Source organism: Acidisarcina sp., assembly GCA_035539175.1.
In the GTDB taxonomy this organism is placed as follows: domain Bacteria; phylum Acidobacteriota; class Terriglobia; order Terriglobales; family Acidobacteriaceae; genus JANXZS01.
Genome location: DATLIY010000008.1, coordinates 160853 through 187272 on the forward strand (window position 1 = coordinate 160853; position 26420 = coordinate 187272).

Here is a 26420-nt window from a genome sequence, read left to right on the forward strand (position 1 = left end):
TATGCTTTTGAATGCGTGCCACTACACCGGCGAAGAGGGAACACAGAATCGACCGGGCCGCGATTCAGAGCCCATCCAGCAATCACAAGCGGTATTGATCGTCGCTCACCTTTTCCATCCAGTCGACGACCTTTCCATTGAGCGTTTCGGCGATTGCTATATGCGTCATGCTGGTCGTCGGCGTTGCGCCGTGCCAGTGCTTCTCGCCCGGCGAGAACCAGACCACGTCCCCAGGCCGAATCTGCTCAACAGGCCCGCCTTCTCGCTGAGCCCATCCGCAGCCAGCCGTTACGATGAGGGTCTGGCCTAGCGGATGCGTGTGCCATGCCGTCCGCGCTCCCGGCTCGAATGTGACGCTGGCCCCTCCGACACGGGCTGGGTCAGCCGCCTGAAACGGCTGATCGATTCTTACTGTACCCGTGAACCAGTCGGATGGCCCTCTGCTCGATGGCTGCGAACCAATGCGTTTGATTTCCATACTTCCCTCTCTCCAAAGTGACTGTAAATGCAGGCTCGAAGGGCCCTTCTTCAAAAGATGCCCTTCGAGCAGATGGCGTTATGAGCAAAAATCGCGCCGGACGAGGCGGAGGACGACGGCTGTCCACCGCCTGGGATGCATGGCGCGATTCGCGTTATGAAGCAGATCCTTCGCTTCGCTCAGGATGACAAATTAAACGAGGCTCAGGATGACAAATTAAACGAGGCTCAGGGTGACAAAATTAAACGAGGCTCAGGGTGACAAAGCTAAATGAGGCTCAAAGCTAGATGAGACTCGTAGTGCTGACCGGCACTAGCGACCGGTCAACTTTTCCAGGTGTTCCGGATACCGATTGCCTTCAGCTTTGATCTTTGCGGCTCCGCTGTCGATCTCGCGCAGATCCTCTGCGCTAAGTTCCAACGCAACGGCTCCGATATTCTCATCCAAACGCGACAGCTTGGTTGTACCCGGAATTGGCACGATCCACGGCTTCTGGGCGAGCAGCCAGGCGAGAGCAATCTGGGCAGGCGTCGCGTTCTTCCGCTTTGCGATGGTGCCGAGCAGATCGACAAAAACCTGATTCGCCTTCATCGCTTCCGGAGTAAAGCGCGGAAGAGTGCTGCGGAAGTCATTGCTGGCCAGCTTCGTATTTGAATCCATCTTCCCGGTGAGGAAGCCCTTCCCCAGCGGGCTATAGGGAACCAGACCGATTCCGAGTTCCTCAAGGGTGGGGATCACTTCTTCTTCCGGCTTTCTCCACCACAGTGAGTACTCGCTCTGCAGTGCGGTCACAGGCTGAACGGCATGCGCGCGGCGAATCGTCTGCACACCCGCCTCCGAAAGCCCGAAGTGCTTTACCTTCCCTGCCTGAATCAGATCCTTGACTGCTCCCGCTACATCTTCAATCGGTACTTCCGGATCCACACGATGCTGGTAGAACAGGTCGATGGCATCGATCTGAAGGCGCTTGAGCGAGGCTTCAGCCACCTCCTTGATACGCTCGGGGCGGCTATTCAACCCCTGCCACCCTGGGCTGCCATCGGGATTGAGATTGAAGCCGAACTTGGTGGCAATCACCACCTGATCGCGGAGCGGAGAGAGCGCCTTCCCGACAAGCACCTCGTTGGTGAACGGCCCATAGACCTCTGCTGTGTCAAAGAAAGTGATGCCACGCTCCACAGCCGTACGCAGAAGAGAGATCATCTCCTTCTCGTCGTGAGGCGCTCCATAGGAGAAGCTCATGCCCATACATCCAAGGCCCAGGGCAGATACTTCCAGATTGCAGCTTCCCAGCTTGCGCTTCTTCATTTGTCTTTCCTCCAATTTTCGGATGGCAGTTCTCTAGGAGACTGCGGCTATGCGGTGCACTTCGCGCCAGTGCCCGGGGGGCATGCCCTCCCAGCTACGGAAGGCGCGAGCGAAAGAGTTGGCATCTTCATATCCCAGAAGATAGGCAGCCTCATTCAGTTCCAGTACGGAGTTGGTGAGGTAGTACCGAGCCATCTGGTGACGCGCTTCATCGAGGACGTGCTTGAAGCTGGAGCCCACCTCCTGCAGCCGACGCTGCAGCGTTCGCGAACTCATGTGCAGCCCTCGCGCAACCTCCTCGATGGTGGGGCGGCTCCCGGTGAATCTCTCCTGGATCGCGCCGCGCACCAGTTCCGTAAAGCTGTCGTTGCCGCTGCGGAGCTTGAGTTCTTTTTCAAACTGCGGAGCAAGCATCTCCAGCAGTTCTGCATTGCGGGTGACGAACGGGCATGCCGCATCCCCGGCGCGAAACACCATGGAGTTACGAGATGCCCCGAGTACCACCGGACAGCCGAAATGCCGTTCAAGCGCCTTCAGGTGTGCGCGCGGCCGCACAAACTCCACTCTTACTGGAGAGATGCGCGTACCGCTTCCCTGGCGTGCGATGTTGAGCACCCAGGCGAAGCAGTGTTCAATCAGCACCTGTGGCTCGACATCCATCGCCAGCGACCACCGGAACTGAATGCTCCACTCTTCGTCATCCATTTCCTGCAGAATCTCTTCCGGAGCGGACAACTTCTTGTAACGCGCCATGTGGCGAACTGCTGCGCCAAAATTCTCCGTCGAGAGAGCGGCGATGCCCATAGGATGAAAGCGTTCGATCTTGGTCTCGATGCCGAGCTTGAGGCCGATTGCAGGATCGTTGCTCACATCGCCGATCGCGCGCCAAAGCGCAAACAGCTCTTCGGTGGTAACAAGGATGCGGGTTTGATGGAAAAGGTCCTGGGGGAGGCCGGCTCTGCGCAGGACTGCAGAGACGCCGACCCCCAGTTCTTCCAACTTTGCCTGCAACAGGCCGGAAACTCGAAAGTGCTTAACCATTTCGTTTGACTCAAAGAAGTTTCTTTATCGGAGAGCAATTTACTCAGATTTGAGAGAAGCCATATCAATCGAGAAGCGATACTTCACATCGGACTTGAGCAACCGCTTGTATGCCTCATTGATCTGCTGGATAGCGATCATCTCTACGTCGGATGTGATGCTATGCGCGCCGCAGAAGTCCAGCATCTCCTGGGTTTCGGCAAGACCACCGATGGGCGAGCCGGAGACACTGCGACGGCCCATGATCAATCCAAAGGATTTTAAGCTTAGAGGCTTATCCGGCGCGCCAACCAGCGTCATGTTGCCATCGCGGGCAAGCAGGTTGATGTATGCGTTGATGTCGTGGTCAGCGGAAACCGCATCGAGGATGAAGTTGAAGCTGCCCGCATGCTTCTGCATTTGGTTGGCATCCCGCGAGAGAACAACCTCATCCGCACCGAGGCGCAGCGCATCTTCCACCTTGCTGGGCGACGTGGTGAAGACAACCGTGTGGGCTCCCAGCGCATGAGCAAACTTCACTCCCATGTGACCCAATCCGCCTAGACCGATGATGCCGACCTTCTGGCCTTTTGTGACACCCCAGTGGCGCATCGGCGAGTAGGTCGTAATTCCCGCGCACAGCAGAGGCGCTGCTGCGCCGAGATTGAGATTGGAAGGAATACTCAGGACGAAGTGCTCATCCACGACGATGCTGTCGGAGTAGCCGCCATAGGTAACGCCGCCGAGATGCTTATCGGGAGAGCCGTAGGTGAGCACCTGATTGGGACAGAACTGCTCCAGGCCGGCTTTGCATTCGGGACAGGTTCCATCGGAGCCGACCAGACAGCCCACACCGGCCAGATCGCCAGCCTTGAATTTGGTCACCGCAGAACCGACCTTGGTGACGCGTCCGACGATCTCATGCCCGGGAACGCACGGATAGACCGTAGGCATGACATCGCTCCACTCATTCCGGGCGTAGTGGAGATCGGAGTGGCAAACTCCGCAGAACAGAATCTCGATCTGGACATCGCGTTCGGTTAGATCGCGCCGCGCGATCACAGTAGAGGCAAGCGGCGAAGTCGCACTAGCAGTCGAATATGCTTTCGCGTTGTACATGCCCTTACATTAGACGCTCGCCAATCACCGCGATATGCAAAGCACGCCATTCTGCCTGCAAAGCGCGCCATTTATTCCGGGGAAAACAAAGAGGAGCCTTCACGAATTGAATGCAAAGGCCGACTATACTGGGGTTAAATGTCCAGACATATGTCAGTTTCCAGCCAGATGCAGCAGCGTGCCGAGCGGGTTCTACCTGGCGGCGTCGATTCCCCGGTTCGCGCCTTTCGTGCCGTCGGGGGAGCCCCCCCGTTTCTGCTGCGGGCGGAAGGCCAGTATCTATGGGATGCGGACGGAAATCGCTACCTGGACTACTTCGGCTCGTGGGGCCCCATGATTCTGGGTCACGCATTTCCGCCGGTGGTTCGAGCCATCCAGCACGCAGCGGCTCTTGGGGCCAGCTTTGGGGCGTCCACTCCGACGGAAGCGGACCTGGCCGAGCGCGTGATCCGGGCCTGCCCCTCCATCGAGAAGCTGCGCTTCGTCAGCTCCGGGACGGAGGCCACGATGTCGGCGATCCGTCTGGCGCGTGCCTTTACGAATCGCAAGTACATCGTGAAGTTTGAGGGCTGCTACCACGGCCATGCGGATGGGCTGCTGGTGAAGGCGGGCTCCGGCGTGGCAACGTTTGGCATACCGGGATCGGCGGGCGTGCCGGAGGAAACGGCGCACTTTACGCTGGCTCTGCCATTTAACGATATAGAGGCGGTGGAAGAAGCCTTTGCCAAACATGCGGGCGAGATTGCCTGCGTGATTGTGGAGCCGGTTGTGGGTAACATGGGCTGCGTCCCTGCGAAGACGGGCTATCTCCAGTTTCTACGCGAGATTACGGCTCGCACCGGGGCGCTGTTGATCTTCGATGAAGTCATGACGGGCTTCCGCGTGGCATTTGGGGGAGCACAGGCGCTCTACGACATCACTCCCGACCTGACCACCCTGGGCAAGATTATCGGTGGCGGATTGCCCTGCGGAGCCTTCGGCGGCCGCGCGGAGATTATGAATCTGCTGGCACCGCTGGGGCCGGTATACCAGGCAGGAACGCTGAGCGGAAACCCGCTAGCCATGGCCGCCGGAATCGCGACGCTCGAGTATCTGGAAGCGCACGAAGCGGAGATCTACGCGCGGCTGGAAGCAGCCAGCGCGGCAGTGGTGGATGGGGTAGCCGCCGAAGCGAAGAAGTCTGGCCTCGCGGTGACCGCAAACCGCGTGGGAGCGATGTTTACCTGGTTCTTTACCCCCGGCCCGGTGACCGACTTCGCAACCGCAGCCGCATCGGACACCGCGATTTTTGGGCGATTCCATCGCGCCATGCTGGATGCGGGTGTATGGCTGCCGCCCTCGCAGTTTGAAGCAGCGTTTCTCGGGACGGCGCACACGGATGCCGATATCGCATTCACCATCGAGGCGGCGAGAGAGGCATTCAAAGTGGTCCGGGAGGGGTAGGCTCGCAGAACCTGGGGTCTGCTTCGCCTACGGCCTGGCGGACGGCTCGCCCACATGCCAGGCCTCTGGCGTGATGAAGCGGAAGCCCAGTGGCTTGTAGCGGGCCAGCAGCGCCTGTGTGGCGATGACGGAGGAGGAGCGGTTCTGGCCGATTCCCTGCTGGCCTCCGTCGTGCAACAGGATGTTGCTGCCGCGGTTGCGGCTTTGATTTGCAGCAACACCGCGGACGACACGCCGCTCGACGGATTCGGGGCTGGGCGCATCCCAATCGTGGCCCATCACGTTCCACAGGACGGGCGTCAGGCCAAGCTTATGGGCAGTCGCGAGCACGTCTGGCCGACGGGCGCCGTGGGGAGGCCGAAAGTAGCGAACGGGCTGGCCGAGGGTATCCTCCAGCGCCTGATTGCACTCCTCGATCTCTTCGCGCACGTGGGCGGGCTTTTCAAAGAGCAACACGGGATGCGTCATGGTGTGATTGCCGATCAAGTGTCCGGCATTCGCCACGGCGCGGGCGATCTGCGGACGCTGGCGGACAAAGCGCCCGATGAAGAAGAAGGTGGCGCGCACATTGTTCTGCTCAAGGACTTCTAACAGCTTGTAAGTCCAGGGATCATTGGGGCCATCGTCGTAGGTCAAGGCGAGTTGGGAGGGATCGTGTCCCGCGACAATCGTGCGGCCGAAGATTTGCGAGGTTGGCCACATGGCGGCATAGGCATAGCCTCCCGCCGCAAGTCCAGCCGCCGCTCCCGTGATCGCCAGTTCAGGCAGCATATTGTTTAGTTTAGAGCATTCCGCTCCGGGACACGCGGCGACCTTCCGTGGGATGGATGCGGATGAGGAAGATTGATACGGTAGTTTTGCGGAGAAAACAGGTTTGTGTTACCTTCGTGTTTTCTTCGCTCAAGTTTGGAATGGTTGCAATATTGAGCATGGTTGAGGCGTAGAAAGTCATGGCCAACTTGTTTGATCCGCCGCATTTTATTGCCATCGAGGGTCCAATCCGCGTGGGGAAATCCACGCTGGCGGAGATCCTGGCAGATACGCTGCGGGCACGGCGCATCGTAGAGCCGGAGCACAATCCCTTTCTGGAAGAGTTTTATACCGGCAAAAAGTCGAGCGCGTTCGAAACGCAGATGTGGTTCCTGATGGAACGCTACGAGCAGATGCTGCGCGAAAGCACTCTGGGCTTTGAAGGCACGGCGGTAGCGGACTACATCTTTGAGAAGGATAAGATCTTCGCCTACATCAACCTGACGGACGAAGAGCTGAATCTTTATAACCGCTACTACAACATGTTCCGCGAGAAGATGCCGACGCCGGACCTGGTGATCTATCTGCAGGCTTCGCCGGAGATTTTGAAACAGCGGGTACGGCGTAAAGGTGTCAGCGGAGAACGGGCCATCAGCGACGACTATCTGGAGCAGGTGATCGCAGCGTATGAGCACTTCTTCTTTCATTACACATCGAGCGACCTGCTGGTGGTGAATACCTCGGACATCGACTTTGTGAACAACAATGCCGATCTCCAGATGCTACTGAAGCGGCTCTCCGAACCGATCAAGGGAACGCAATACTTTTTGCCCCTGGGGACAGAGAGGCAGATTTAACGGTGAGCCTGCCTGTTTCGATCCTTCGCCATCGGGCGTATACTCAGCCTTGTTCGGGCAGTATCCCCGAGTGAGGGGAACTGCACCAGGAGAGCACGATGAGTATCTCGCACTTCCGTGGGGCGGATGAAGCCGCTCCAGCCCTGGCGGAGATTCCTGCCAAAGTTACCAGCCAATCACTCAGAGAAAAGAAGCTCAACGGACAGCCGATCTCCGCGCTGACGGCGTATGACTACGCGACCGCGCGCCTGGTGGACGAGGCGGGAATCGATCTGATCCTGGTTGGCGATTCGCTGGCGATGGTGGTGATGGGCTACGACAGCACGCTTCCCGTTACCGTCGACGAAATGCTGCACCACACCAGGGCCGTACGCCGCGCGGTGAAGCGGGCCATGCTGGTCGCCGATATGCCTTACGGCTCCTATCACACAGATCTTGCCCATGGTATTGCCAACGCGATCCGTTTTGTGAAGGAAGGCGGAGCCGAGGCGGTGAAAATCGAGGGCGGCGAGAACCGCGTGGAGCTGATCGAGCGGCTTACCGACGCGGAGGTTCCCGTGGTCGGACACCTTGGGTTAACGCCGCAATCCGTGCACCGGATGGGCGGATACAAGGTGCAGGGCAAGTCCATTCCCGCGATCGAGAGGCTGATGAAGGATGCCCTGGCGCTGGAGCAGGCGGGCGTGATCGCCGTGGTGCTCGAAGGCATTCCGCGAGAAGTCGCACAGCAGATTACGGCCGAGCTGACGGTGCCGACGATTGGCATCGGCGCAGGGCCGGATACCGATGGGCAAATCCTGGTGCTGCATGACCTGGTGAACCTGACTTTCTCCGGGCGGGCGAAGTTTGTGCGCCAGTATGGCGATGCGGGGACGCTCCTGCGCGAGGCATTTGCGGCCTATCGCCATGATGTGGAGACGCGTAGCTTCCCCAGCGAAGCAGAGAGCTATCACCTGACGAAAGAGACGCGGGCAATGCTGGATGCCGAAAAAGTCGCGCGTCGCAAGGCATAGTTCGCTCGATGAAGACCCTGAAGACACCGGAAGAAATGCAGGCAGCCTGCCGCGATTTACGCAGGCAAGGCAAGCGAATTGGGCTGGTGCCGACGATGGGGGCCTTGCACGCGGGGCACCTCTCGCTGGTTCGCGCGGCGCGTGCGGCCTGCGATGTGGTTGCCGTGTCGATCTTCGTAAATCCCACGCAATTTGGCCCCAACGAAGACTTTTCGAACTATCCGCGCGACCTTGAGAGGGACAGCGCACTGCTTCTGGCGGAGGGCGTTGACCTGGTGTTCGCGCCTTCGGCCGAAGCGATGTATCCCGCGGGGGCGAGCACGTTTGTGACGGTGGAAGGGATAAGCGAGCGGCTGGATGGCGCTTCGCGGCCCGGCCATTTTCGCGGCGTGACAACAGTGGTGAGCAAGCTCCTGCACATCGTCATGCCGCAGCGAGCCTTCTTTGGCCAGAAGGACGCGGCACAGGTTGCAGTGCTGCGCTGGATGGTACGCGATCTGAATCTCGACGTGGAACTCGTGATCTGCCCCATCGTGCGCGAGGCGGATGGGCTGGCCCTGAGTTCGCGCAATGTGTATCTGGACCCGGAACATCGGCGGCAGGCGCTCGTGTTGAGCCGGGCCATGACTCGCGCACGCGAGGTTGCCGCAGCCGGGGAACACAGCAGCGCAAAGATTCTGCAGGAGGCGCGGGCAGTTCTCGCAAGCGAACCAGCGGTTCGCATCGACTACCTTGCCGCGGTGCATCCGGAGACGCTGGAAGACGTAGCGGATCTGCGGGAGGGCGCGCTGATCGCGGTCGCAGCCTATGTGGGGCCGACGCGGCTAATCGACAATGTAGTAATAGAAGAGAACAGTTGATTCGCGAAGAGCAGACGAGATCTCAGCGCCGGCCAGACACTTTGCCGGACACGAAGGCGTTTCCAGCCAGATAGAAGCGTAGCGGATGCTCGACCGCTTTGCGGATCCCGATGCGGGGAGTGGCAACGATCTCCCCGGCGCGAAAATCGTCATCGACAATCTGTAGTGGTGAAGCTGGCGAAGTTAGATCCACGCCGTTGTGGCTGGCGCGGGTGATGCCGAATGCCTGGGACAAGCGGCCGGGCCCGGAGGCGATGAGCCGGGCGGGCGCTAAAGGAGCTAGCCCGCGGTTGCGCCGCAGAACTTCTTCTGCAGAAGGGTCGCCCGCATCTCCGTTCGACACGGAAAGATGCAGCGGCTCAAGCGCACGGAAAAGTACACAACCTGCCTTGCCCTGCGGCTCGCAGGAGACATTGAGGCAGGAGTACATGCCATAGATGAAGTATACGTAGGCATGACCCGGCTCGCCAAAGAGGACCGCGTTGCGTGGAGTGATGCCGGAGAATGCGTGAGCCGCGGGATCCGTGACGCCGAGGTAAGCTTCCACCTCTACGATGCGCCCGGCGAGTTGGAAACCGCCGCTCCTGGCGACGAGAATTCTGCCCAGCAGCTTACGTGCCACTACCTCAGGGGACGCGTTATAGAAACTTCGCGGCAGCGGCAGCGCCTCTTTCTCCCGCAGCATCTCCTTTTCCCGTGAAAGATGAGTCCTGTCCATGCTATGAGTTGGAATGCTTCGAGCTATCCTCTCCTGATTTGCCGCGCGGCCGTTCCGGGAACAGCCACGCGGTCTGTGTTTTCCTGTCTATAACAGGGTATGCTCAGGCGATCTTCTCTTCCTTGAGAGCCGCCAGAACCTCTTCGGCGTGCCCTTCCGGCTTAACCTTGGGGAAGATCTTGAGGATTCGCTGATCGGGGCCGATGAGGAACGTCGTGCGCTCGATGCCCATCACTTTTTTGCCATACATATTCTTTTCTTTCAAAACGCCAAACTGTTTGCAGACCACTTCGTCTACATCTGCAAGGAGTGGATAAGGGAGATCGTATTTCTCTTTGAACTTCTTCTGTGCCGCGGGCGTATCGCGCGAGATGCCGAGCACGATTGCGCCGGCCTTCTGCAGCTTCTTGAAGGTATCGCGAAAGCCGCATGCCTCAATTGTGCAGCCGGGAGTGTCGGCCCTAGGATAGAAGAAGAGGATAACTGGCTTTCCAGAGAAATCCGATAGATGGACGGTGTGTTCCTGCTCATCCTGTAGAGTGAACTCAACCTTGTCATGCACTTCCATTTGAACTTTCCTTCCACGTGAGGAGTGACTGAAACGAATGCCGGGACATGCTTCATCACAGCGCCAGCCTGAATCGGATTATTGCATGCAATCGAGGAGCGGCAGGAGCACAAGCCGCAGTGTGTTGATGCCATCGATGCTGGCGGTCGCGGCAATGTTGTGCATCGGCGGCCTGGTAAGCGTCCCCCTCAACGCGCAGACACGCGGCCCCAAAGTGGTTAAGGCGCAGGAACTGCGAGCCACTGGCGTGCTGGAGTGGACTGGCGAGGCAGGCAAGCCAAGCGCCAGCCGGCTGATTCCCGTAGCGGTGTTTACCGGCGAACAGTATCAGGATGCGGGCGTTTACATGGCTCGTCCGGAGCCGATGGCCGTAGAAGGCGACACGGAATATGAGTTGCTGCAGGCGGGGATACCCAAGGGCCGCTTTGACATCTTCAGCGCTGGCAATACCCAGGGCTCGTGGTATGGATACGGCGTGTGGAAGCCGCTGGAAGAGGTAAAGGCGCCGAAGCTTTCCGTCTCAAAGGTGATGCCCGAGGTAGTGAAGGACGTCGATTCGGATCGCCCCCACTTGAGCAAGAAGGGAGACAAGCCCGACACCGGCTCCTCGCCGCAGCAGACCGCAGGCAAGGACTCGCCGCAGGCACGCGCTGGTACGGAGCCGCACGTGAGCAGCACGAGCGATGATCCGGACCGTCCGAAGCTCCGCAGGCGTCCCAAGACGGAGAGCAGTGGCGGCGACACGCCGGGAGAGGCTGTCTCTGGAGTCGAGGATACCGATCCTGACCGGCCAAAGATGCATCGCGGCATTCCAGCGGCGATGCGCGAGGAGAGCAAGCTGACGGGAACACCGCCAAGCCTGCACCAGATGGTGGCGCTCTCCACCACGGCGAACGATGAACCCCACTCCTACGTCTACCAATGGGCAGATGCAGCGGATGCCACGAAGATGCAGGCGTCGATGGAGAAGCTGGCCCGCGAAGCACTCGCCGGGCAGCGCACGCCGGAGCCGATTGGAGCTGCACATTCGGCGACCCCGGCACGGACTGCGCGCCGGACGACTGCGCATACCGCGAAATCCGCAAGTCCAGCGAACGCCGCAGCCAGCATGACCGTGGACGATTTCCGCGCATTTGAACTGTCCTACGGCGGAGGAGCCACCCTCGTGCTCTCCTGCAGAACGGCGGGCGAAGGGAACGCCGCGAAGTACGTTACATTGATTGCTCAGCCGGACTTCTATGGATCGCCACGGGTCATCTTTCAGCAGGTGACGGATGCCGGCCACCTGGACGTAACCCCGCGCATGAAGCTGATCGACGCGGCCGACACCGACGGCGATCACCGCGCGGAGCTGCTCTTTGAGCTGCGGGGCCGAGGCGAGCGGCAGTTTGGCATCTACCGCATCGTGAGCGGACGCGTCGAGCAGGTCTTTCTCACCAGCGAGCTTCCCTAGCCATCAAGCCACCGACGCTGTTGCTTACGGCCTTGGCAACTGGCTCGCATCCCACCCACCACCAATGGCGCGGATCAGGCGCACGCTGGCGGCAAACTGACGAGTGGTGATGTCCGCAGCGGAGCGCTGGTTGGTCAACTTCGCGGTTTGTGCCGTCAGCACTTCAAGGTATCCGGTGACTCCACCTGTGTAGCGATTGTTGGAGATCGTCAGAGATCGTTCTGCCGAGGTGACTGCATCGCGCTCGCTGCGCGATTCCTCATCGAGGAGTCGCAGGGCGGCGAGGCTATCTTCCACCTCCTGAAACGAATTGAGAACGCTCTCCCGGTAGTCAGAGGCGGTGGCCTCGTAGAGGTCACGCGACTGCTGCGTGAGGGCATGGCGGCGGCCAGCGTCGAAGAGCAACTCCGAGGCGGAGGCGCCCAACGACCATAGGGCTCCGGGGCCCTGGATCAATGTGCTGATGCCCCCGGACTCAAAACCGCCGTTGCCACCGAGGGTAATGTTGGGATAGTAGGCGGAGATGGCAAGCCCGATCTGCGCATTGGCGGCCTGTACACGGCGCTCGGCAGCAGCGACATCCGGCCGGCGCTCGAGCAACTGAGAAGGCAGACCGGCAGGAACGGCGGGAAGCGGTAGATTGAGCGGGGCCGCGGCCAGCGAAAAGCTCGATGCAGGCACTCCGACAAGGGTAGCGATAGCGTGCTCAAACTGTGCCCGCGCCACACCTACATCGATTGCCTGCGAGCGCGTGCTGCGCAGTTGCGTCTCGGCCTGAGCCACGTCGGAGTCGGAAGCGACGCCGCCATGAAAGCGGCGCTGCGTCAGCTCAAGAGACCCCTCGTAATCCGCGACCGTGGAATCCAGCAACTGCTTTTGCAGGTCAAGACCGCGAAGCTGGAAGTAGTCCAGCGCAAGCTCGGATCGCAGGCTGAGTTCCACGCCGGCGAGATCGGCTGCACTGGCCTGGGCATTGGCCTTTGCGGCTTCGACGCTGCGTCGTACGCGGCCCCACAAATCCGGTTCCCACGTGGCCTGCCCCTGGAGCACGAGGTCGCCGTAATTCGTCTTCGATCCGGGCACGTAGACCGCGCGCCGCTGCGACGGATGCAGCCGCTGCGCATCTGCTCCAACGGAGAGCGCGGGATAAGCATCGGCGCGAGCTACGCGAACCTGCTCCTGCGCGGCGAGGTAGCGCTCGGTTGCCGCACGCAGTGTCTGGTTGGAGACGACGACCTGCTCCTCAAGAGAATTGAGCTGTGGATCGCCATAAATCTCCCACCACTTGCCGCGATGGGCGGCGTCTTCCGGCTGCGCCTGCTTCCATGTTCCGTCCGGCGGATTGGGAGGGGGTTGCTGCTCTTTGAATGCTGGAGGCGCAGGGGCGGCAGGGCGATGATAGTTGGGGCCAACGGTGCAGCCCGCCAGCGCACACACCGCCAGGGATCCGATGGAGAGGAGAAAAGCCCTCATCACTTTTTCTCTCCTGCTGCGCTGGGTGCAGCCTCCTGAGACTTGGGACGCTCCACAACATTTACCTTTTCGCCTTCCACCAGAGAGTCGGGCGGATCCTGGACGACTCGGGCATTGCTGTCGAGCCCACCGATAATCTGCACGAATTTCCCGTCGTCTTCGCCCATGGTGATGGGTACGAGATGCACGCGGTCGCCGTCTCCCACGACCGCGACGCGCAGGCCCTCGGAACGGAAGATGAGAGCGGAAACAGGAATGATCACGGATGGCCCATCCGGCTTCACTCTGAAGCGCACTTGCGCGAAGGCGCCAGGCATCAGCTCCCGCTTGCGATTCTCCACATCGAACTCAACCAGTAAGGTGCGGGAACTTGGATCGATTGCATTGGAGGTCCGGACCAGGTGCGCGGCGAACTTTCGATTGGGGTACTCGATGAGGGTGAGCTCCGCCGGCAGTTGCGGCTTCATGCTGAGCGAATAGACCTGGGGCACATTCACATAGACACGAAGCGTCTCAACGGCAGAAAGGTGGAAGAGCTCCTTCCCTGCACCGGCATCGACAAGTTCGCCCACATCTACATTGCGCGCGGTGATGACTCCATCAAAAGGGGCGTAGATACGCTCGAAGGACTGAAGCTCTTTCAGCCTCCGCACATTTGCCTGCAGGGAGCTGACCGTCGAACTGGTCGCCTTGGCCTGGCTCTCGAAGTTTTCCGTGTCCTGCACAGACACCGAATTGGTCTTCAGCAGGTCCCGGTAACGGGTGGCATTGGCCTGCGCAACGGTGGCGTTGGCTTGTGCCACAGCAAGCTCTCCCTGTGCCTGTTGAAGCTGCTGATCCAGCTCCGGTGTACTGAGAACCGCGAGCAACTGGCCCTTCTTCACATGGGCGCCGATGTCGAAGTACCACTTCTGCAGATAGCCGCTGGTACGCGCATTGATGGACGCGTCCGTGTAAGCGCTGAGGCTGCCGGGCAGCTGGACCTCCTGCTGAGGATATCCGGGCATCGGCGGAGCGATCAGAACGGTGGGTGCGGCAAGGGCAATCGTCTGGTCGCGGAGTACCGTTCTCGCGCGAAGGCGAGGCACGATGCCTGAAATCGCCACAATGACTGCTACACATAGCAGGACAACAACCGCCCAGAGGGCGCGACGAGGGGAGAGGCTCTGTTGACTCGATGGCCGCTCGCTCATTTCGTGCTGGTTCATAGATTCGTCCTTCAACCGGTAACTATTGCCTGATCTGTTTTCTGAGCCGCTGCGCGTTGACGGCGCCTGCGCTCAATGGCGCCATGCACCGCACTGAAAAATGTCGGAACAAAGAGCAGTGTGGCGACAGTCGCGAAGAGCAACCCGCCAATGACCGCACGCCCCAGCGGTGCATTCTGTTCGCCGCCATCGCCCATACCAAGGGCCATCGGCACCATACCGATGATCATGGCCAGCGCGGTCATGATGACGGGGCGAAAGCGCGTGGAGCCGGCGACGATCGCCGCGCGACGGGCATCCCCCACCATGACCTCCAATTGCTCGCGGGCAAAGCTGACCACGAGAATCGAATTGGCGGTGGCCACGCCCATGCACATAATCGCGCCGGTAAGAGCCGGAACGCTGAGACGGGTGTGGGTAACAAAGAGAAACCACACGATACCGGCCAACGCAGCGGGCAACGCCCCAATAATAATGAGCGGATCCAGCCAGGACTGAAAGTTAACCACGATCAGCAGGTATACGAAGAGGATGGAAAATATCAATCCGGCGATGAGGCCCGTATACGCTGTGCGCATGGTCTCGACTTCGCCCCGCACGCTGATCTGCGAGCCACGCGGTAGCTCCTTCCGGTGGGCGTCGAGTATCTTCTCTATCTGCTTATCCACGCTGCCCAGATCGCTGTTGACCACGTTGGCATAGATATCGATCACGGGCTGGACGTCATAGTGGCTGACGGTCGCGAGTTCGGAGCCGCGTGTGATGGTAGCCAGGTTGCCGAGGATCTGGATCGGCTTCCCTCCCATGCTGGGTGTGGTGGCCTGACCGCCTGAGGTAGAAGTATTCGCACCCGACGCGGTGGTGCTGTTGCGTGTGATGGGGATGTTCTTGAGGTCCTGCAACGTATCGAGGCTGTATTGTGGCGCTTGCACCGCGATGTTGTAGCTAACGCCGTTCTGCGGATTGAGCCAGAACGATGGCGAGGTCTGGAAGCTTCCGCTGAGAGCCACCAGAAGATTTCCAGCGACATCGCGCTGCGCGAGTCCCATATCCTGCGCCTTGGTGCGGTCCACGTTCACATAGAGCTTCGGACTGTCGAAGGGTTGCTGGATGCGAATGCCCGCCGTGCCGGGAACGAATTTAATTTCGTTCATCAACTTTTCGGCAAAGGCACGATTTGCCATCAGGTTCGGCCCAACCACCTGAATATCGATCGGCGAGGAGAGGCCGAAGTTGAGGATCTGGGTCACGATATCGACCGGCAGAGTATAGAAGATAACTCCGGGGAACTCCTGCGCGAGGATGGTGCGGAGATGCGCGAGATGCTCGTCGGTGGGCTTGTGCTCCTTCGCAAGCGATACCAGGATGTCGGCATCCCCGGGACCAACCGGCGCCGAGTTGCTGTAGGAGAGATTCAGGCCGCTGTAGGGTATGCCTACGTTGTCGATGATGTTGTTGAGTTCGCTCGGCGGAATTTCGCGCCGAATCACCTGGTCGACGCGATCGCATAAGTTCGCAGTCTCTTCGATACGCGTACCAGTGCGGGCGCGCAGATGCAGCTTGAATTGCCCGCTATCTACGGATGGAAAGAAGTCGCGCCCCAGCCAGGGAGCGAGCACCGCAGCCGAACCCAGGCAGAAGACCACGAAGAGCGTCAGAAAGACGGTGGCGTGCATAACGCATAGCTCCAGCAGACGGGTGTAGGAGTTGCGGATGCGCGCAAAGACATTCTCAAAGCCAAGCTGAAAACGCGTCCAGGGATTCCGGCTGTTTAATTTGCGCTCTTCTTCTTCGTCGTCATGCTCCTTAAGAAGAAAGAGCGCCATGGAGGGGACAAGAGTCCGCGAGAGCAGGTACGAGGCGAGCATGGCGAAGACTACCGCTTCCGCCAGGGGCACGAAGAGGTATCGCGCCACGCCTCCAAGGAAAAACATGGGCACAAAGACGATGCAGATCGCGAGCGTAGAGACAAAGGCGGGGATGGCGATCTCTGCGGAGCCATCGATGATCGCCTGTTCCAGAACCTTGCCCCCTTCGAGATTGCGATTGATGTTCTCGATGGCGACGGTGGCATCATCCACCAGAATTCCTACGGCAAGCGCGAGGCCGCCCAGAGTCATGATATTGATGGTTTCGCCCAGCGCACTCAACACAATGATGGAGCTGAGGATGGAGAGCGGGATGGAGACGGCGATGATGATCGTGCTGCGCCAGCTTCCGAGGAAGAGCAGGATCATGACGCCGGTGAGACATGCGGCGATGATGCCCTCGCGGACCACTCCGCTAATTGCCGAACGCACGAAGATCGACTGATCGGACAGGAGATCAATCTTAAGCTGTGGAGGCAGCTGCGACTTAATCATCGGCAGCTTCTTCCGGATGCTGCCAATAATGTCGAGCGTGGAGGCGCTGCCGGTCTTCTGGATCGTCATCAGGGCGGCCCGCTGCCCATCGACGCGAACGATGTTGGTCTGCGGCGGAGATCCGTCGCGAACGTGGGCGACATCGTGCACGTAGACCATGGAGCCGTCGATGGTACGGATGGGCAGGTCGTTGAGAGCCTGGATATTCGTAGAGCTGCTATTCGTCTCGACTGCATATTCGAGCTCGCTTAGCTTGAGCGTGCCCGCGGGCAAGATGATGTTCTGTGCAGAGATGGCGTTGACTACATCCGATGGCGAAAGCTTCTTGGCCTGCAGAGCGGTCAAGTCGAGATCCACCTGAACCTGACGCATCCGGCCGCCGTAGGGGAACGGAATGGATGCCCCCTGAACAGTGGCTAGCTGAGTACGAATGAAGTTAACGCCAAAATCGTTGAGTTGCTGCTCGTTCAGCCCCTGGCCGGAGAGCGCCAGTTGAAGGATCGGAACACTGGAAGCGCTATAGGTAATGATGAATGGAGGGTTGGTTCCCGGAGGGAACTGGCGCAACTGCGTTTGGGAGACTGCGGTAATTTGCGCGACAGCGTTCGCCACATTCACATGAGGCTGGAAGTACACCTTGATGATCGCGAGCCCGCTGAGTGTTTGCGACTCGATATGCTCGATGTCGTTCACGGTCGTCGTCATCGAGCGTTCGCTGGGGGTCACCAGGCGGTTGGCCATCTCCTCTGCGGAGAGCCCGCCATAGTTCCATATCACCGTAACGATCGGGATATTGATATCGGGGAAGATATCAGTCGGGGTCCGGAGGATGGCGACAGGGCCGAGAATGAGCAGCAGAAGCGCAAAAACGACGAATGTATAGGGACGTCTCAGCGCGAGGCGAACAATCCACATAAGGTTCTACTTCTCTCCTCGGGCGTTCGGGAATCCGCGCCCCATCAGCGACAGAACTGGAAATGGTTGGATATCAGATATTTTACGCACTGGCTCAGCAAAAGCACAGGCAGGAACCAAGGCCACGCTTGTCTATAGGTTACCGGCCAAAGCGGAACAGGGCCGGGTTCGCGGTTTTCAGGTGATGCCGTTAACGTACCGCACTCTCAGGGAGAGCCGCAGGAAGAACCAAATATCTTCCTTAGTAGACGCGGAAGCGCGCCGCAAAGACGCAAAAGGCGTGCAAAAAGTTGCACCAGGCCATGCGATCCACGCAGATTAATAATCCAGTTTCTTGAAGATAGCTTCCGGGATGCAGCGGACAACGAAGAGAATCGCCGCCCAGAACGGTGGGATGTAGGCGATGTCTTTTCGTTTCTCAATGGCTCGCAATATCAGCCGGGCGGCGCGCTCTGGCGTGGCGAAGAGCGGGTTGTGGTCAACGTGTGCGGTCATCTGCGTCGCAATATAGCCGGGGCGCAGGGTGAGCACGTGGACTCCGCTGCGGTCGACGCGGTTACGCACCCCATCCAGAAATGTATTAAGGCCAGCCTTCGACGCTCCGTATATGTAGTTACTCTTGCGTCCGCGATCGCCGGCCACAGAGGAAAGCACCGCGAGTGTGCCCTGTCCCGCGGCCTGGAAGTAATTGGCGAGCCAGGTAATCAGTGAAACGGCGGAGAGCAGGTTTGTCTGCAAGACATGGGCAGCAGCGGGATAGCTGGATTCTCCTTCCGCCTGGTTGCCGAGGACACCGTGCGCCAGAAAAGCAAGATCGATGGCACCCAGCGAGCTTGCGGCCTCGGTCAACACCTCCGGGTGACTCGCGGTATCGTTCAGGTCGAGCACCCGGCTCTCGACGGAGGCGGCCCCGCGAGTCCTCAGGTCCATTTCTACGGCGGCAAGTTTGAGAGGATCGCGGGCCACCAGAAAGAAGCTTGCACCGCGCGCCGCCAGCAGCCGCATGACGGCAGTGGCGATGCCCGAGGTCGCTCCGAGGACGAGAATCCGCGATGGGAGCACAGGTGCAGAACGAGGATCAGCCACGCGCCGTCACCCTCTCCCAGAAGCTGGAGCGAAACGCAGGATCGACATACGCGGCAAACTGCTGCCACTGCGGATAGAAGCCTTGAAACTGAGTCGCGGTCATCTGCGTGTCCTTGGCGGGGTAGAGGCGGCCTCCGTGCTCCGCCGTAATTCGCGCCAGCTTGCCGAGCAGATCGAGGGTCTCTTCGCCGCGCATTGGAAAATCCAGCGCGAGGCTGATGCCGGGCATGGGGAAGGACATGATTCCGGGAGAGACCGCATCGCCGAAGACCTTCAGCACGGCCAGGAATGAGGTGAGGCGCGCAGCGGAGATGGCTTTGAATAACTGCAACATGGCAAGCGGATCCGCCGCCTGGGGAAGAACACACTGGAACTGGACAAAGCCGCGCTTGCCATACAGCCGATTCCAGTGCAGAAGGCGGTCCAGCGGATAGAAGAATCGGTCGTAGCTGAGCAGGCGTGGCTGTTGCCGCGTCCGATGCAGGTGGAAGTAGAGTGCATTGCATGCGGCGACGCTGCCTCGGTTGAGGACGAATCCGGGTAGATCCAACGGCAGGTTCCAGGAGCGGAGCGGCATCGGCGTGAGCGGCTCCACGACTTCGGAGTGAGTCGCTGCCATGAAAACACCGCGAGCAAAGTTGCGTCCCGTCGCGGTGGAATCCATCCACCCAAGCGAGTACTCCGTGGACTGGTGGGCGAGAGAGAGCGAGAGGAACTCGTCGAGGCCGTGAAACTGACGGATCTCGCAACGGACGAGGGGTGAGACGATGCGCCGAAGCTGAATCTCTGCAGATAGGATGAGTCCGGTGAGCCCCATGCCGGCGATCGTGGCGCGAAACCACTCCACATTCTGCTGCGGCGAGCAGGTGAACCGGGAGCCATCCGAACGAGCCAGCTCCAGACTGCGGACATAGCGCCCGAAGGTTCCGGCGGTGTGATGGTTTTTGCCGTGGACATCGTTGGCGATTGCGCCGCCCACGGTGACGTACCGGGTGCCGGGCGTAACCGGAAGAAACCAGCCTCGCGGAACACAGAGGCGGAGGATTTCATCCAGCGTGACTCCCGCCTCACAGCGCAGGACGCCGGTCTGCTCATCCAGAGATTGAAAACGGTCGAGGCCGCGCGTATCGAGAAGCGTACCGTTCGCAATCAGGCAGACATCCCCATAACTGCGCCCCATCCCGACAGGAAGCATGCGCAGCGGAGAGGAAACGGTCCCCTCGGCAGCCCGTGGCGGAGGAAAATCCGAGGCCCAATACAGGGGAACAACCGTGGCGGCAAGCGATGGGTAACGACCCCAGGACTCGAATCTTGACTCGAATTTTGGCGGATTATTCTTTCGCGCCATTCGGTATCAGCTTGTCCGTTCGGTAGGTGGAACAGTCGATAGGTGGAACAGCCTTCCTCTCAGAGAGCGAGAAGCGCAACGATCAGCACCGCAATGCCAATGAGTATACTCATGCGATCTGTCACGGCGAATACAACCGGATCCTCGTCCATCTCGCCGCGGGATGCCAGCAGCCAGACACGGCTTAACCATAGCAGCATCAAAGGATCGATCAGCCACATTCGCGCCGGGTGACGATAGAGAGCCTCCACCTCATGGCCGGTGATGTAGAGCGAAAAGATCACGACAGCCGAGTAGGCACTGGCGGTTCCGAAACTGCGCAACTGATCCATATCGACCAGCAGGTATCCACGGCCGTTGGCGGGTACAGCACCGCGGGCGCGCAGGTTCTGGAGTTCGCTGTAGCGCTTGACCATGGCCAGGCTGAGGAAGAGAAACACAGACAGCCCGGCAAGCCAGTGAGAGATCGGGGTCTCGGTTGCCGCCGCTCCGGCAAGCATTCGCAGCGTGTAGAGGCCAGAGAGAACGAAGACGTCTACCAACGCTATCCGCTTCAAACCAAAGGAGTATGCGTTCGTAACCAGCAGGTAGAAGAGAATCCAGAGGGTGAACTGGTGCGGCAGCTGCGTCAATCCCGCGAAGGCCAGCAGCAGCAGGCCCACCGCCGTTATAACCCCGGTGAGAACCGAAAGATCGCCGGCAGCGAATGGCCGAAAACGTTTCTGCGGATGGGCCCGGTCGGCCTCAATATCCAGCAGGTCATTGACGATGTAAGTAGCCGAAGCGCAGAAGCTGAAGCTGAAGAACGCCAGCAGCGCGCTCACCACTCCCCGCAGGTTAAGGGTGTGGGCCAGCAGAAGAGGCAGAAAGATCAGCGTGTTCTTGGCCCACTGGTGCAGGCGTGCCGCCTTGATGAGCGCCTTCCAGAGCGGTGGCGAGTCGTTAAACTGCCGCGCAATCCTGAGTTTGCGAGCGCGCAGGCGCAGACGCAGTGTCAGTTGCGGGTTAGCCACCATTGCCTGGTGAGCATGCTGGAGCAGCGGAAGATCGGGCGTGGCATTGCCGATGTAGTCAAATCCCTCATCGGGAAACTGGTTTCGCAGCGATTCGAGCTTATTGGCGCCGGTGAGGTTGATCTCCCCGTCGCTGGCAAGAACGCCGGAAAAGATATTGAGATGAGCCGCGACGCGCTGGGCCACATCACCGTCTGCCCCGGTAGCAAGGTGAATCTTTCTCCCCAGGCTGTGCTCGGTCTTCAGATACTCCAGCAGGGGCCGGTTGTAAGGAAGCCGCTTTACGTCCAGGGTAACCTGCGAGTTCACGAACTGCTTGAACCGCGCTTTGCCCTGGAATACGAGGCTAAACAGTCGGGGAAGCGCTGCCGGCTTCCTTCTCAGAAGGATGAGGAGAGAATCCGACAGAGTGTCGGATTTGACGAGAGTTCCGTCGAGATCAACGCAGAGTGGCCGGGGATCCGGCAGGCGCAGTGCTGTCCCCGGCGCGGCCGTAAGCGACGGCGTTTCATACGCCGGGTGGTCCGATGCTGCCGCGGATGTGGGGCCTTGCGTCACTTAGAAAGTATAAATGGGGTCTCCATTTGCGCCTGTGACCATGATGCGCATACTTTGCCCCCTGATGGAGGGCGGCGGAAGCGGTCGGGTCCTCTTCACCCCCCTGCATTCGCGCTCCTAATCTGAAAAGATCCTGTTCAACTTGCTGTCAGGGCATCTCAATATAGAGAATAGCTATAGGCTGGAAGAATCCCGTTGAAAGGCTGCCGTGACGGGGCAGATGCTGCTTAGATGATTTCCCCGAAACGGGGGCGATACCGGAGCAGCGAAATCCGGGCCAAAGATGTAGCGGAATCCAGAGTTGGAAACCTTTCTCCGCGCTGATTCGTCCGTCTTCTTATCCCTGTGCGCCGGGATACGCCATTTGAGTACGCCAAACTTTTTGATCGAAGTATCAGGAAAGACCATTGAACCCAATGCCTTCAGCACCAGCGTCCGAGAGCAGACAGCGTGAGGTTGGAGTCCTGCCCCCACCGCCCAACGTGCCGCCCGAAAAGAAGCGAAACATGGGAGTGCGCTACGTCGTATTCGCGCTCCTGATTCTTGCCGTAGGCTTCGGCGCGTGGCGCATTCGCAGCGGCCGTAAGCAGGCAGCGGCGGACGCCGCCCAGAAACAGGCTGCAATGGCCAACCGGCCCACGCCGGTGCAGGTGACCACCGTTCAGCAGCGGTCCATGCCGATATTTCTCAGCGCGCTGGGCAACGTAACGCCCTACAACACCGTGACGTTGAAGGCCAGGGTGACGGGAGAGTTGACCCAGGTGAACTTTACCGAGGGCCAGAAGGTCTACCAGGGGCAGACGCTGATGGTGATCGACCGGCGTCCCTTCCAGGCAGCGCTGGACCAGGCGCGGGGCCAGCTGGCCCATGATCAGGCGCTCCTGAAGAATGCTGCCGCGGAATTTGCACGCTACCAGGCTCTCTACAAAGCGGGCGTCATCTCCCGGGAGTCGCTCGACACGCAGGAATCGGCCTATGGGCAGTATCAGGGCGCGATCACTTCCGACCAGGCAGCTATTGAAACGGCGGCGCTGCAACTGAGGTATTGCACGATCACTTCACCCATCAACGGCCGCATCGGCCTGCGACTGGTAGACCGCGGCAATCTAATTACCGCGAACACCACGAACCTCATTGTCATCAACCAGGTGCAGCCGATCGCAGCGTACTTCACCCTGCCCGAGGATCAGCTTCCCCAGGTTCTCAAGAAGCTGTCTGCCTCGCAGCGGCTCAGCGTGGAGGCCTATGACCGGGCCGACGTGCAGCAACTGGCAACCGGATACCTGCTGACAGCCGACAACCAGATCGACCCGACCACGGGCACAGGCAAACTGAAGGCTGTCTTCCAGAACGAAGATAATGCGCTTTTTCCGAACCAATTCATAAATATTCACCTGATTCTGGAACAGAAGCCGGACGCGATTGTGGTTCCAGCGGTTGCCCTGCAACATGGAACACGCGGCGACTTTGTGTGGCTGCTGAAGGATGACAAGACCGTCACCATGCAGCCGGTTCAGGCATTGCTGACCGAAGGATCGCGAACCATCTTGCAGAGCGGCGTGACCGCTGGCCAGGTAGTGGTTGTGGATGGAGCCGACCGTCTGCGGCAAGGCAGCAAGGTTGACGCGAGGCAGGCGAGGCCGGATCGAGCGGCTGGCGTTGCCAACCTGCAACCCGGAACTGCAACGGCGCCTGCCGGCGCCCAGGGCGCGAATCCGCAGCCTGCAAAGAGAATGAGACAGCAGTGAACCCCTCCAAACCATTTATTCTCAGGCCGGTCGCTACCTCGCTTCTGATGGCGGCGATTCTGCTTGCCGGCTTTGTTGCCTATCGGCAACTGCCCGTCTCCGCGCTGCCGGAAGTGGATTACCCCATCATTCAGGTAGTGACCTTCTATCCCGGAGCGGGCCCGGTGGTGATGGCATCCTCGGTAACCGCGCCGCTGGAGCGGCAGTTTGGCCAGATGCCCGGATTGAAGCAGATGACCTCAACCAGTTCCGGTGGCGGCTCTGTCATCACGCTGGAGTTCGAGCTTGAGGAGAACATCGATGTAGCGGAGCAAGAGGTGCAGGCAGGGATCAACGCCGCGACCAGCTTCCTTCCGACCGATTTGCCGAATCCTCCGGTGTACAGCAAAGTCAATCCGGCAGATTCGCCGATCCTGACGCTCGCGCTGACCTCGGACACCATGCCACTGCAGCAGATCGAAGATGTAGCGGATACCAACCTGGCGCAGAAGATTTCTCAGGTTACCGGGGTCGGGCTGGTCTCGATCGCCGGAGGTCAGAAGCCGGCGGTGCGCATCCAGGCGAATCCGGCGCAGCTTTCGTCTTATGGATTGAGTCTTGAAGATCTGCGCATCTCGCTGGCAGCAAGCAATGTCGATCAGGCCAAGGGCAACCTGAATGGCACGCGCCAGGCCTACACAATCGGCGCGAACGATCAGTTGCTCACCAGCAGCGATTACAAACCTGTCGTGATCGCCTATCGCAACGGCGCACCGGTGCGCATGTCCGATGTTGCCAACGTAGTCGACGGCGCGGAGAACACCCGGCAGGCTGCATGGATGGACCAGATTCCGGCGGTCATCGTGAACATTCAGCGGCAGCCGGGCGCCAACATCATCGGCGTAGTGGATCGCATTGAGAAGCTGATGCCGCAGTTGAAGGCAAGCCTGCCCGCTGCGGTCAAGGTGACGGTCCTGACCGACCGCACGACAACAATCCGCGCCTCGGTCAAGGATGTACAGTTCACGCTGATCCTGACCATCGCGCTGGTCGTGATGGTGATTTTTCTCTTTCTGCGAAATCTCGCCGCAACGGTGATTCCCAGCGTGGCCGTTCCGCTGTCGCTGGTCGGCACCTTTGGCATCATGTACCTGCTGGGATACAGCCTGAACAACCTGACGCTGATGGCGCTGACGATCTCGACGGGCTTTGTCGTCGACGACGCGATCGTGATGATCGAGAATATCTCGCGCTATATCGAAGAAGGCGATTCCCCGCTGGAAGCGGCGCTGAAAGGCTCCGAGCAGATCGGCTTCACGATTGTATCGCTGACGGTTTCTCTGATTGCGGTATTGATTCCGCTGCTCTTCATGGGAGATGTGGTCGGCAGGCTCTTCCGGGAATTTGCCATCACGCTGGCGGTCACCATCCTGGTTTCCGCCATAGTATCGCTGACGCTCACGCCGATGATGTGCGCCAAGATCCTGCGGCACAAGCCGGTCGAGCAACAGGGCCGCATCTACCAGTTTTCCGAGCACTTCTTCAACACCGTCATCGCGAAGTATGCTTCCACCCTGCGCTTTGTGCTGCGCCATCAATTCGTAACACTGATGGTTACGATCAGCACATTGGTGCTGACCCTGGTTCTCTATATCGTGGTTCCCAAGGGGTTTTTCCCGGTGCAGGACACCGGAGTTCTGCTGGGCATCTCGGAAGCGCCGCAGACCGTATCCTTTTCCAATATGGCGGTGCGTCAGCAGCGGCTGGCAGACCTCATCCTGAAGGATCCGGATGTAGAGAGCCTGTCTTCTTTTATCGGAGTAGACGGCACAAACACTACCCTGAACAGCGGCAGAATCCAGATCAACCTGAAGCCGCACGATCAGCGGAGCAGCAGCGCATCTGACGTCATCCGCAGGCTGCAGCCGCAGTTGGCGGCGGTGGAAGGAATCGTGTTGTACCTGCAACCGATGCAGGACCTGACGGTGGAAGATCGCGTGAGCCGCACCCAGTATCAATATTCGCTGGAAGATCCGAACACGGCGGAGTTGATGGACTTCACCCCGAGGCTGATTGCAGAGCTGAGCAAGCAGCCTGAACTTCGCGATGTCGCCAGCGACCTGCAGGACCAGGGACTCGAAGCAAACCTGGTGATCGACCGCGATACCGCTTCGCGTCTCGGCGTTACTGTGCAGGCCATCGACAATACTCTGTACGATGCGTTTGGCCAGCGCCAGATCTCCACCATGTTCACGCAGTTGAACCAGTACCACGTAGTGCTGGAGGTGCAGCCGGGATTTCAGGATCACCCGGACGACCTGAGCAAGATCTACGTGAAGTCAGCCTCAGGCGAACAGGTTCCGCTCAGCGCCTTTACGCATTTTGAGCCGCGTACCGCAGCACTTGCTATCAATCATCAGGGCCAGTTCCCTGCCGTCACTGTCTCCTTTAACCTCGCACCCAACACATCCCTGGGAGATGCGGTAAAGGCGATTCAGCGCGTGGAGCAGCAGATCGGGATGCCGGCTAGCATCAACGCCAGCTTCCAGGGAACAGCGCAGGCCTTCCAGTCTTCTCTGACGAACGAACCCCTGCTGATTCTGGCTGCGCTCATCACGGTTTACATTGTGCTTGGCGTCCTCTATGAGAGCTACATCCACCCCATCACGATCATCTCCACGCTGCCTTCCGCTGGCGTGGGAGCGCTGCTGGCTCTGCTGATCTGCCACACGGACTTCGGCGTGATTGCGCTGATCGGCATTATTCTGCTGATCGGCATTGTGAAGAAGAATGCAATCATGATGATCGACTTTGCACTGGAGGCGGAGCGCAAACATGGGAAGTCTCCGGAGGAGTCGATCTACGAGGCGTGCCTTCTGCGCTTCCGTCCCATCATGATGACGACAATGGCGGCGCTGCTCGGCGGGCTTCCTCTTGCGCTGGGCACCGGTGTCGGCTCGGAGCTGCGGCGGCCGTTGGGCATCACCATCGTGGGCGGCCTGATTGTTTCCCAACTGTTGACGCTCTACACCACGCCGGTGGTCTATCTATACTTCAGCCGGCTGGCGGAACGGCTATCGAAGAAGACAACTCACACACTCTACGAGGAGCCCGCGGTTTCCGCGGATTAGGGCAGGCACAG

20 protein-coding genes are annotated in these 26420 nt (G+C 59.6%); 7 read left to right on the plus strand and 13 right to left on the minus strand.

The genetic code is table 11. From position 1 onward, the window contains the following. Positions 1-82: 82 nt before the first annotated feature. From VM554_08855 to VM554_08870, 4 genes are all read right to left on the minus strand, one after another. Positions 83-478 (minus strand): cupin domain-containing protein, encoded by a 396-nt coding sequence (locus tag VM554_08855; protein HVJ08481.1) that lies wholly within the window; start codon positions 476-478, stop codon positions 83-85. A 312-nt stretch (positions 479-790) separates the two neighbouring features. Beyond that, a complete protein-coding gene (locus tag VM554_08860) occupies positions 791-1786 on the minus strand; it encodes an aldo/keto reductase (GenBank protein HVJ08482.1) in 996 nt (331 codons plus the stop codon). 33 nt (positions 1787-1819) lie between these two features. After that, a complete protein-coding gene (locus tag VM554_08865; protein HVJ08483.1) occupies positions 1820-2827 on the minus strand; it encodes an AraC family transcriptional regulator in 1008 nt (335 codons plus the stop codon). Positions 2828-2866: 39 nt separating this feature from the next. Next, positions 2867-3925 carry an NAD(P)-dependent alcohol dehydrogenase gene (locus VM554_08870; GenBank protein ID HVJ08484.1) on the minus strand — a complete coding sequence of 353 codons (1059 nt, stop codon included), beginning with the start codon at positions 3923-3925 and terminating at the stop codon, positions 2867-2869. Between the two features lie 138 nt (positions 3926-4063). Between VM554_08870 and hemL the strand changes: the two genes are divergently transcribed. Continuing rightward, on the plus strand, positions 4064-5368 hold the full coding sequence (gene hemL / locus VM554_08875) for a glutamate-1-semialdehyde 2,1-aminomutase (protein HVJ08485.1): 1305 nt from the start codon (positions 4064-4066) through the stop codon (positions 5366-5368). A gap of 27 nt (positions 5369-5395) precedes the next feature. On the opposite strand, the gene VM554_08880 is transcribed toward hemL, so the two are convergent. Beyond that, positions 5396-6139 (minus strand): polysaccharide deacetylase family protein, encoded by a 744-nt coding sequence (locus VM554_08880; protein HVJ08486.1) that lies wholly within the window; start codon positions 6137-6139, stop codon positions 5396-5398. Positions 6140-6318: 179 nt separating this feature from the next. Here VM554_08880 and VM554_08885 point away from each other — a divergent pair, with 179 nt between their 5' ends. The 3 genes from VM554_08885 to panC all read left to right on the plus strand — a co-directional run bounded on the left by VM554_08885 (position 6319) and on the right by panC (position 8848). Continuing rightward, entirely contained in the window at positions 6319-6975 is a 657-nt protein-coding gene (locus tag VM554_08885; protein ID HVJ08487.1) for a deoxynucleoside kinase, read from the plus strand. A gap of 98 nt (positions 6976-7073) precedes the next feature. Next, the gene (gene panB, locus VM554_08890; GenBank protein ID HVJ08488.1) at positions 7074-7988 is read left to right on the plus strand and encodes a 3-methyl-2-oxobutanoate hydroxymethyltransferase; all 915 of its coding nucleotides are present in this window, start codon (positions 7074-7076) and stop codon (positions 7986-7988) included. Between the two features lie 8 nt (positions 7989-7996). Further along, a complete protein-coding gene (gene panC, locus VM554_08895) occupies positions 7997-8848 on the plus strand; it encodes a pantoate--beta-alanine ligase (GenBank protein ID HVJ08489.1) in 852 nt (283 codons plus the stop codon). Positions 8849-8870: 22 nt separating this feature from the next. Here panC and VM554_08900 read toward each other — a convergent pair whose 3' ends face one another. Together VM554_08900 and bcp are read right to left on the minus strand one after the other, a co-directional pair. Further along, entirely contained in the window at positions 8871-9533 is a 663-nt protein-coding gene (locus VM554_08900; GenBank protein HVJ08490.1) for a DNA-3-methyladenine glycosylase, read from the minus strand. 136 nt (positions 9534-9669) lie between these two features. Next, positions 9670-10134: a thioredoxin-dependent thiol peroxidase gene (gene bcp, locus VM554_08905; GenBank protein HVJ08491.1), complete on the minus strand. Its 465-nt coding sequence runs from the start codon at positions 10132-10134 to the stop codon at positions 9670-9672. A 121-nt stretch (positions 10135-10255) separates the two neighbouring features. On the opposite strand from bcp, the gene VM554_08910 reads away from it, so the two are divergent. Further along, a complete protein-coding gene (locus VM554_08910; protein ID HVJ08492.1) occupies positions 10256-11587 on the plus strand; it encodes a hypothetical protein in 1332 nt (443 codons plus the stop codon). A gap of 24 nt (positions 11588-11611) precedes the next feature. Here VM554_08910 and VM554_08915 read toward each other — a convergent pair whose 3' ends face one another. The 6 genes from VM554_08915 to VM554_08940 all read right to left on the minus strand — a co-directional run bounded on the left by VM554_08915 (position 11612) and on the right by VM554_08940 (position 21551). Beyond that, complete coding sequence (locus VM554_08915; protein ID HVJ08493.1) at positions 11612-13060, minus strand: efflux transporter outer membrane subunit; 1449 nt, start codon at positions 13058-13060, stop codon at positions 11612-11614. Next, positions 13060-14268 carry an efflux RND transporter periplasmic adaptor subunit gene (locus VM554_08920; GenBank protein ID HVJ08494.1) on the minus strand — a complete coding sequence of 403 codons (1209 nt, stop codon included), beginning with the start codon at positions 14266-14268 and terminating at the stop codon, positions 13060-13062. Before VM554_08920 ends, VM554_08915 begins: the two co-directional genes overlap by 1 nt. Positions 14269-14279: 11 nt before the next feature. After that, positions 14280-17546, minus strand: a complete 3267-nt coding sequence (locus VM554_08925; GenBank protein ID HVJ08495.1) for an efflux RND transporter permease subunit — start codon at positions 17544-17546, stop codon at positions 14280-14282. Between the two features lie 318 nt (positions 17547-17864). After that, positions 17865-18632, minus strand: coding sequence for an SDR family oxidoreductase (locus tag VM554_08930; protein HVJ08496.1), 768 nt, complete (start codon positions 18630-18632; stop codon positions 17865-17867). Further along, on the minus strand, positions 18625-19980 hold the full coding sequence (locus tag VM554_08935) for an FAD-binding oxidoreductase (GenBank protein ID HVJ08497.1): 1356 nt from the start codon (positions 19978-19980) through the stop codon (positions 18625-18627). Before VM554_08935 ends, VM554_08930 begins: the two co-directional genes overlap by 8 nt. Positions 19981-20039: 59 nt before the next feature. Further along, positions 20040-21551 (minus strand): UbiA family prenyltransferase, encoded by a 1512-nt coding sequence (locus VM554_08940; protein ID HVJ08498.1) that lies wholly within the window; start codon positions 21549-21551, stop codon positions 20040-20042. 416 nt (positions 21552-21967) lie between these two features. Between VM554_08940 and VM554_08945 the strand changes: the two genes are divergently transcribed. Then, entirely contained in the window at positions 21968-23299 is a 1332-nt protein-coding gene (locus VM554_08945; protein ID HVJ08499.1) for an MdtA/MuxA family multidrug efflux RND transporter periplasmic adaptor subunit, read from the plus strand. Continuing rightward, positions 23296-26409, plus strand: coding sequence for an MdtB/MuxB family multidrug efflux RND transporter permease subunit (locus tag VM554_08950; GenBank protein HVJ08500.1), 3114 nt, complete (start codon positions 23296-23298; stop codon positions 26407-26409). The genes VM554_08945 and VM554_08950 overlap by 4 nt, the downstream gene beginning before the upstream one ends. The last annotated feature ends 11 nt before the right edge of the window (positions 26410-26420 follow it).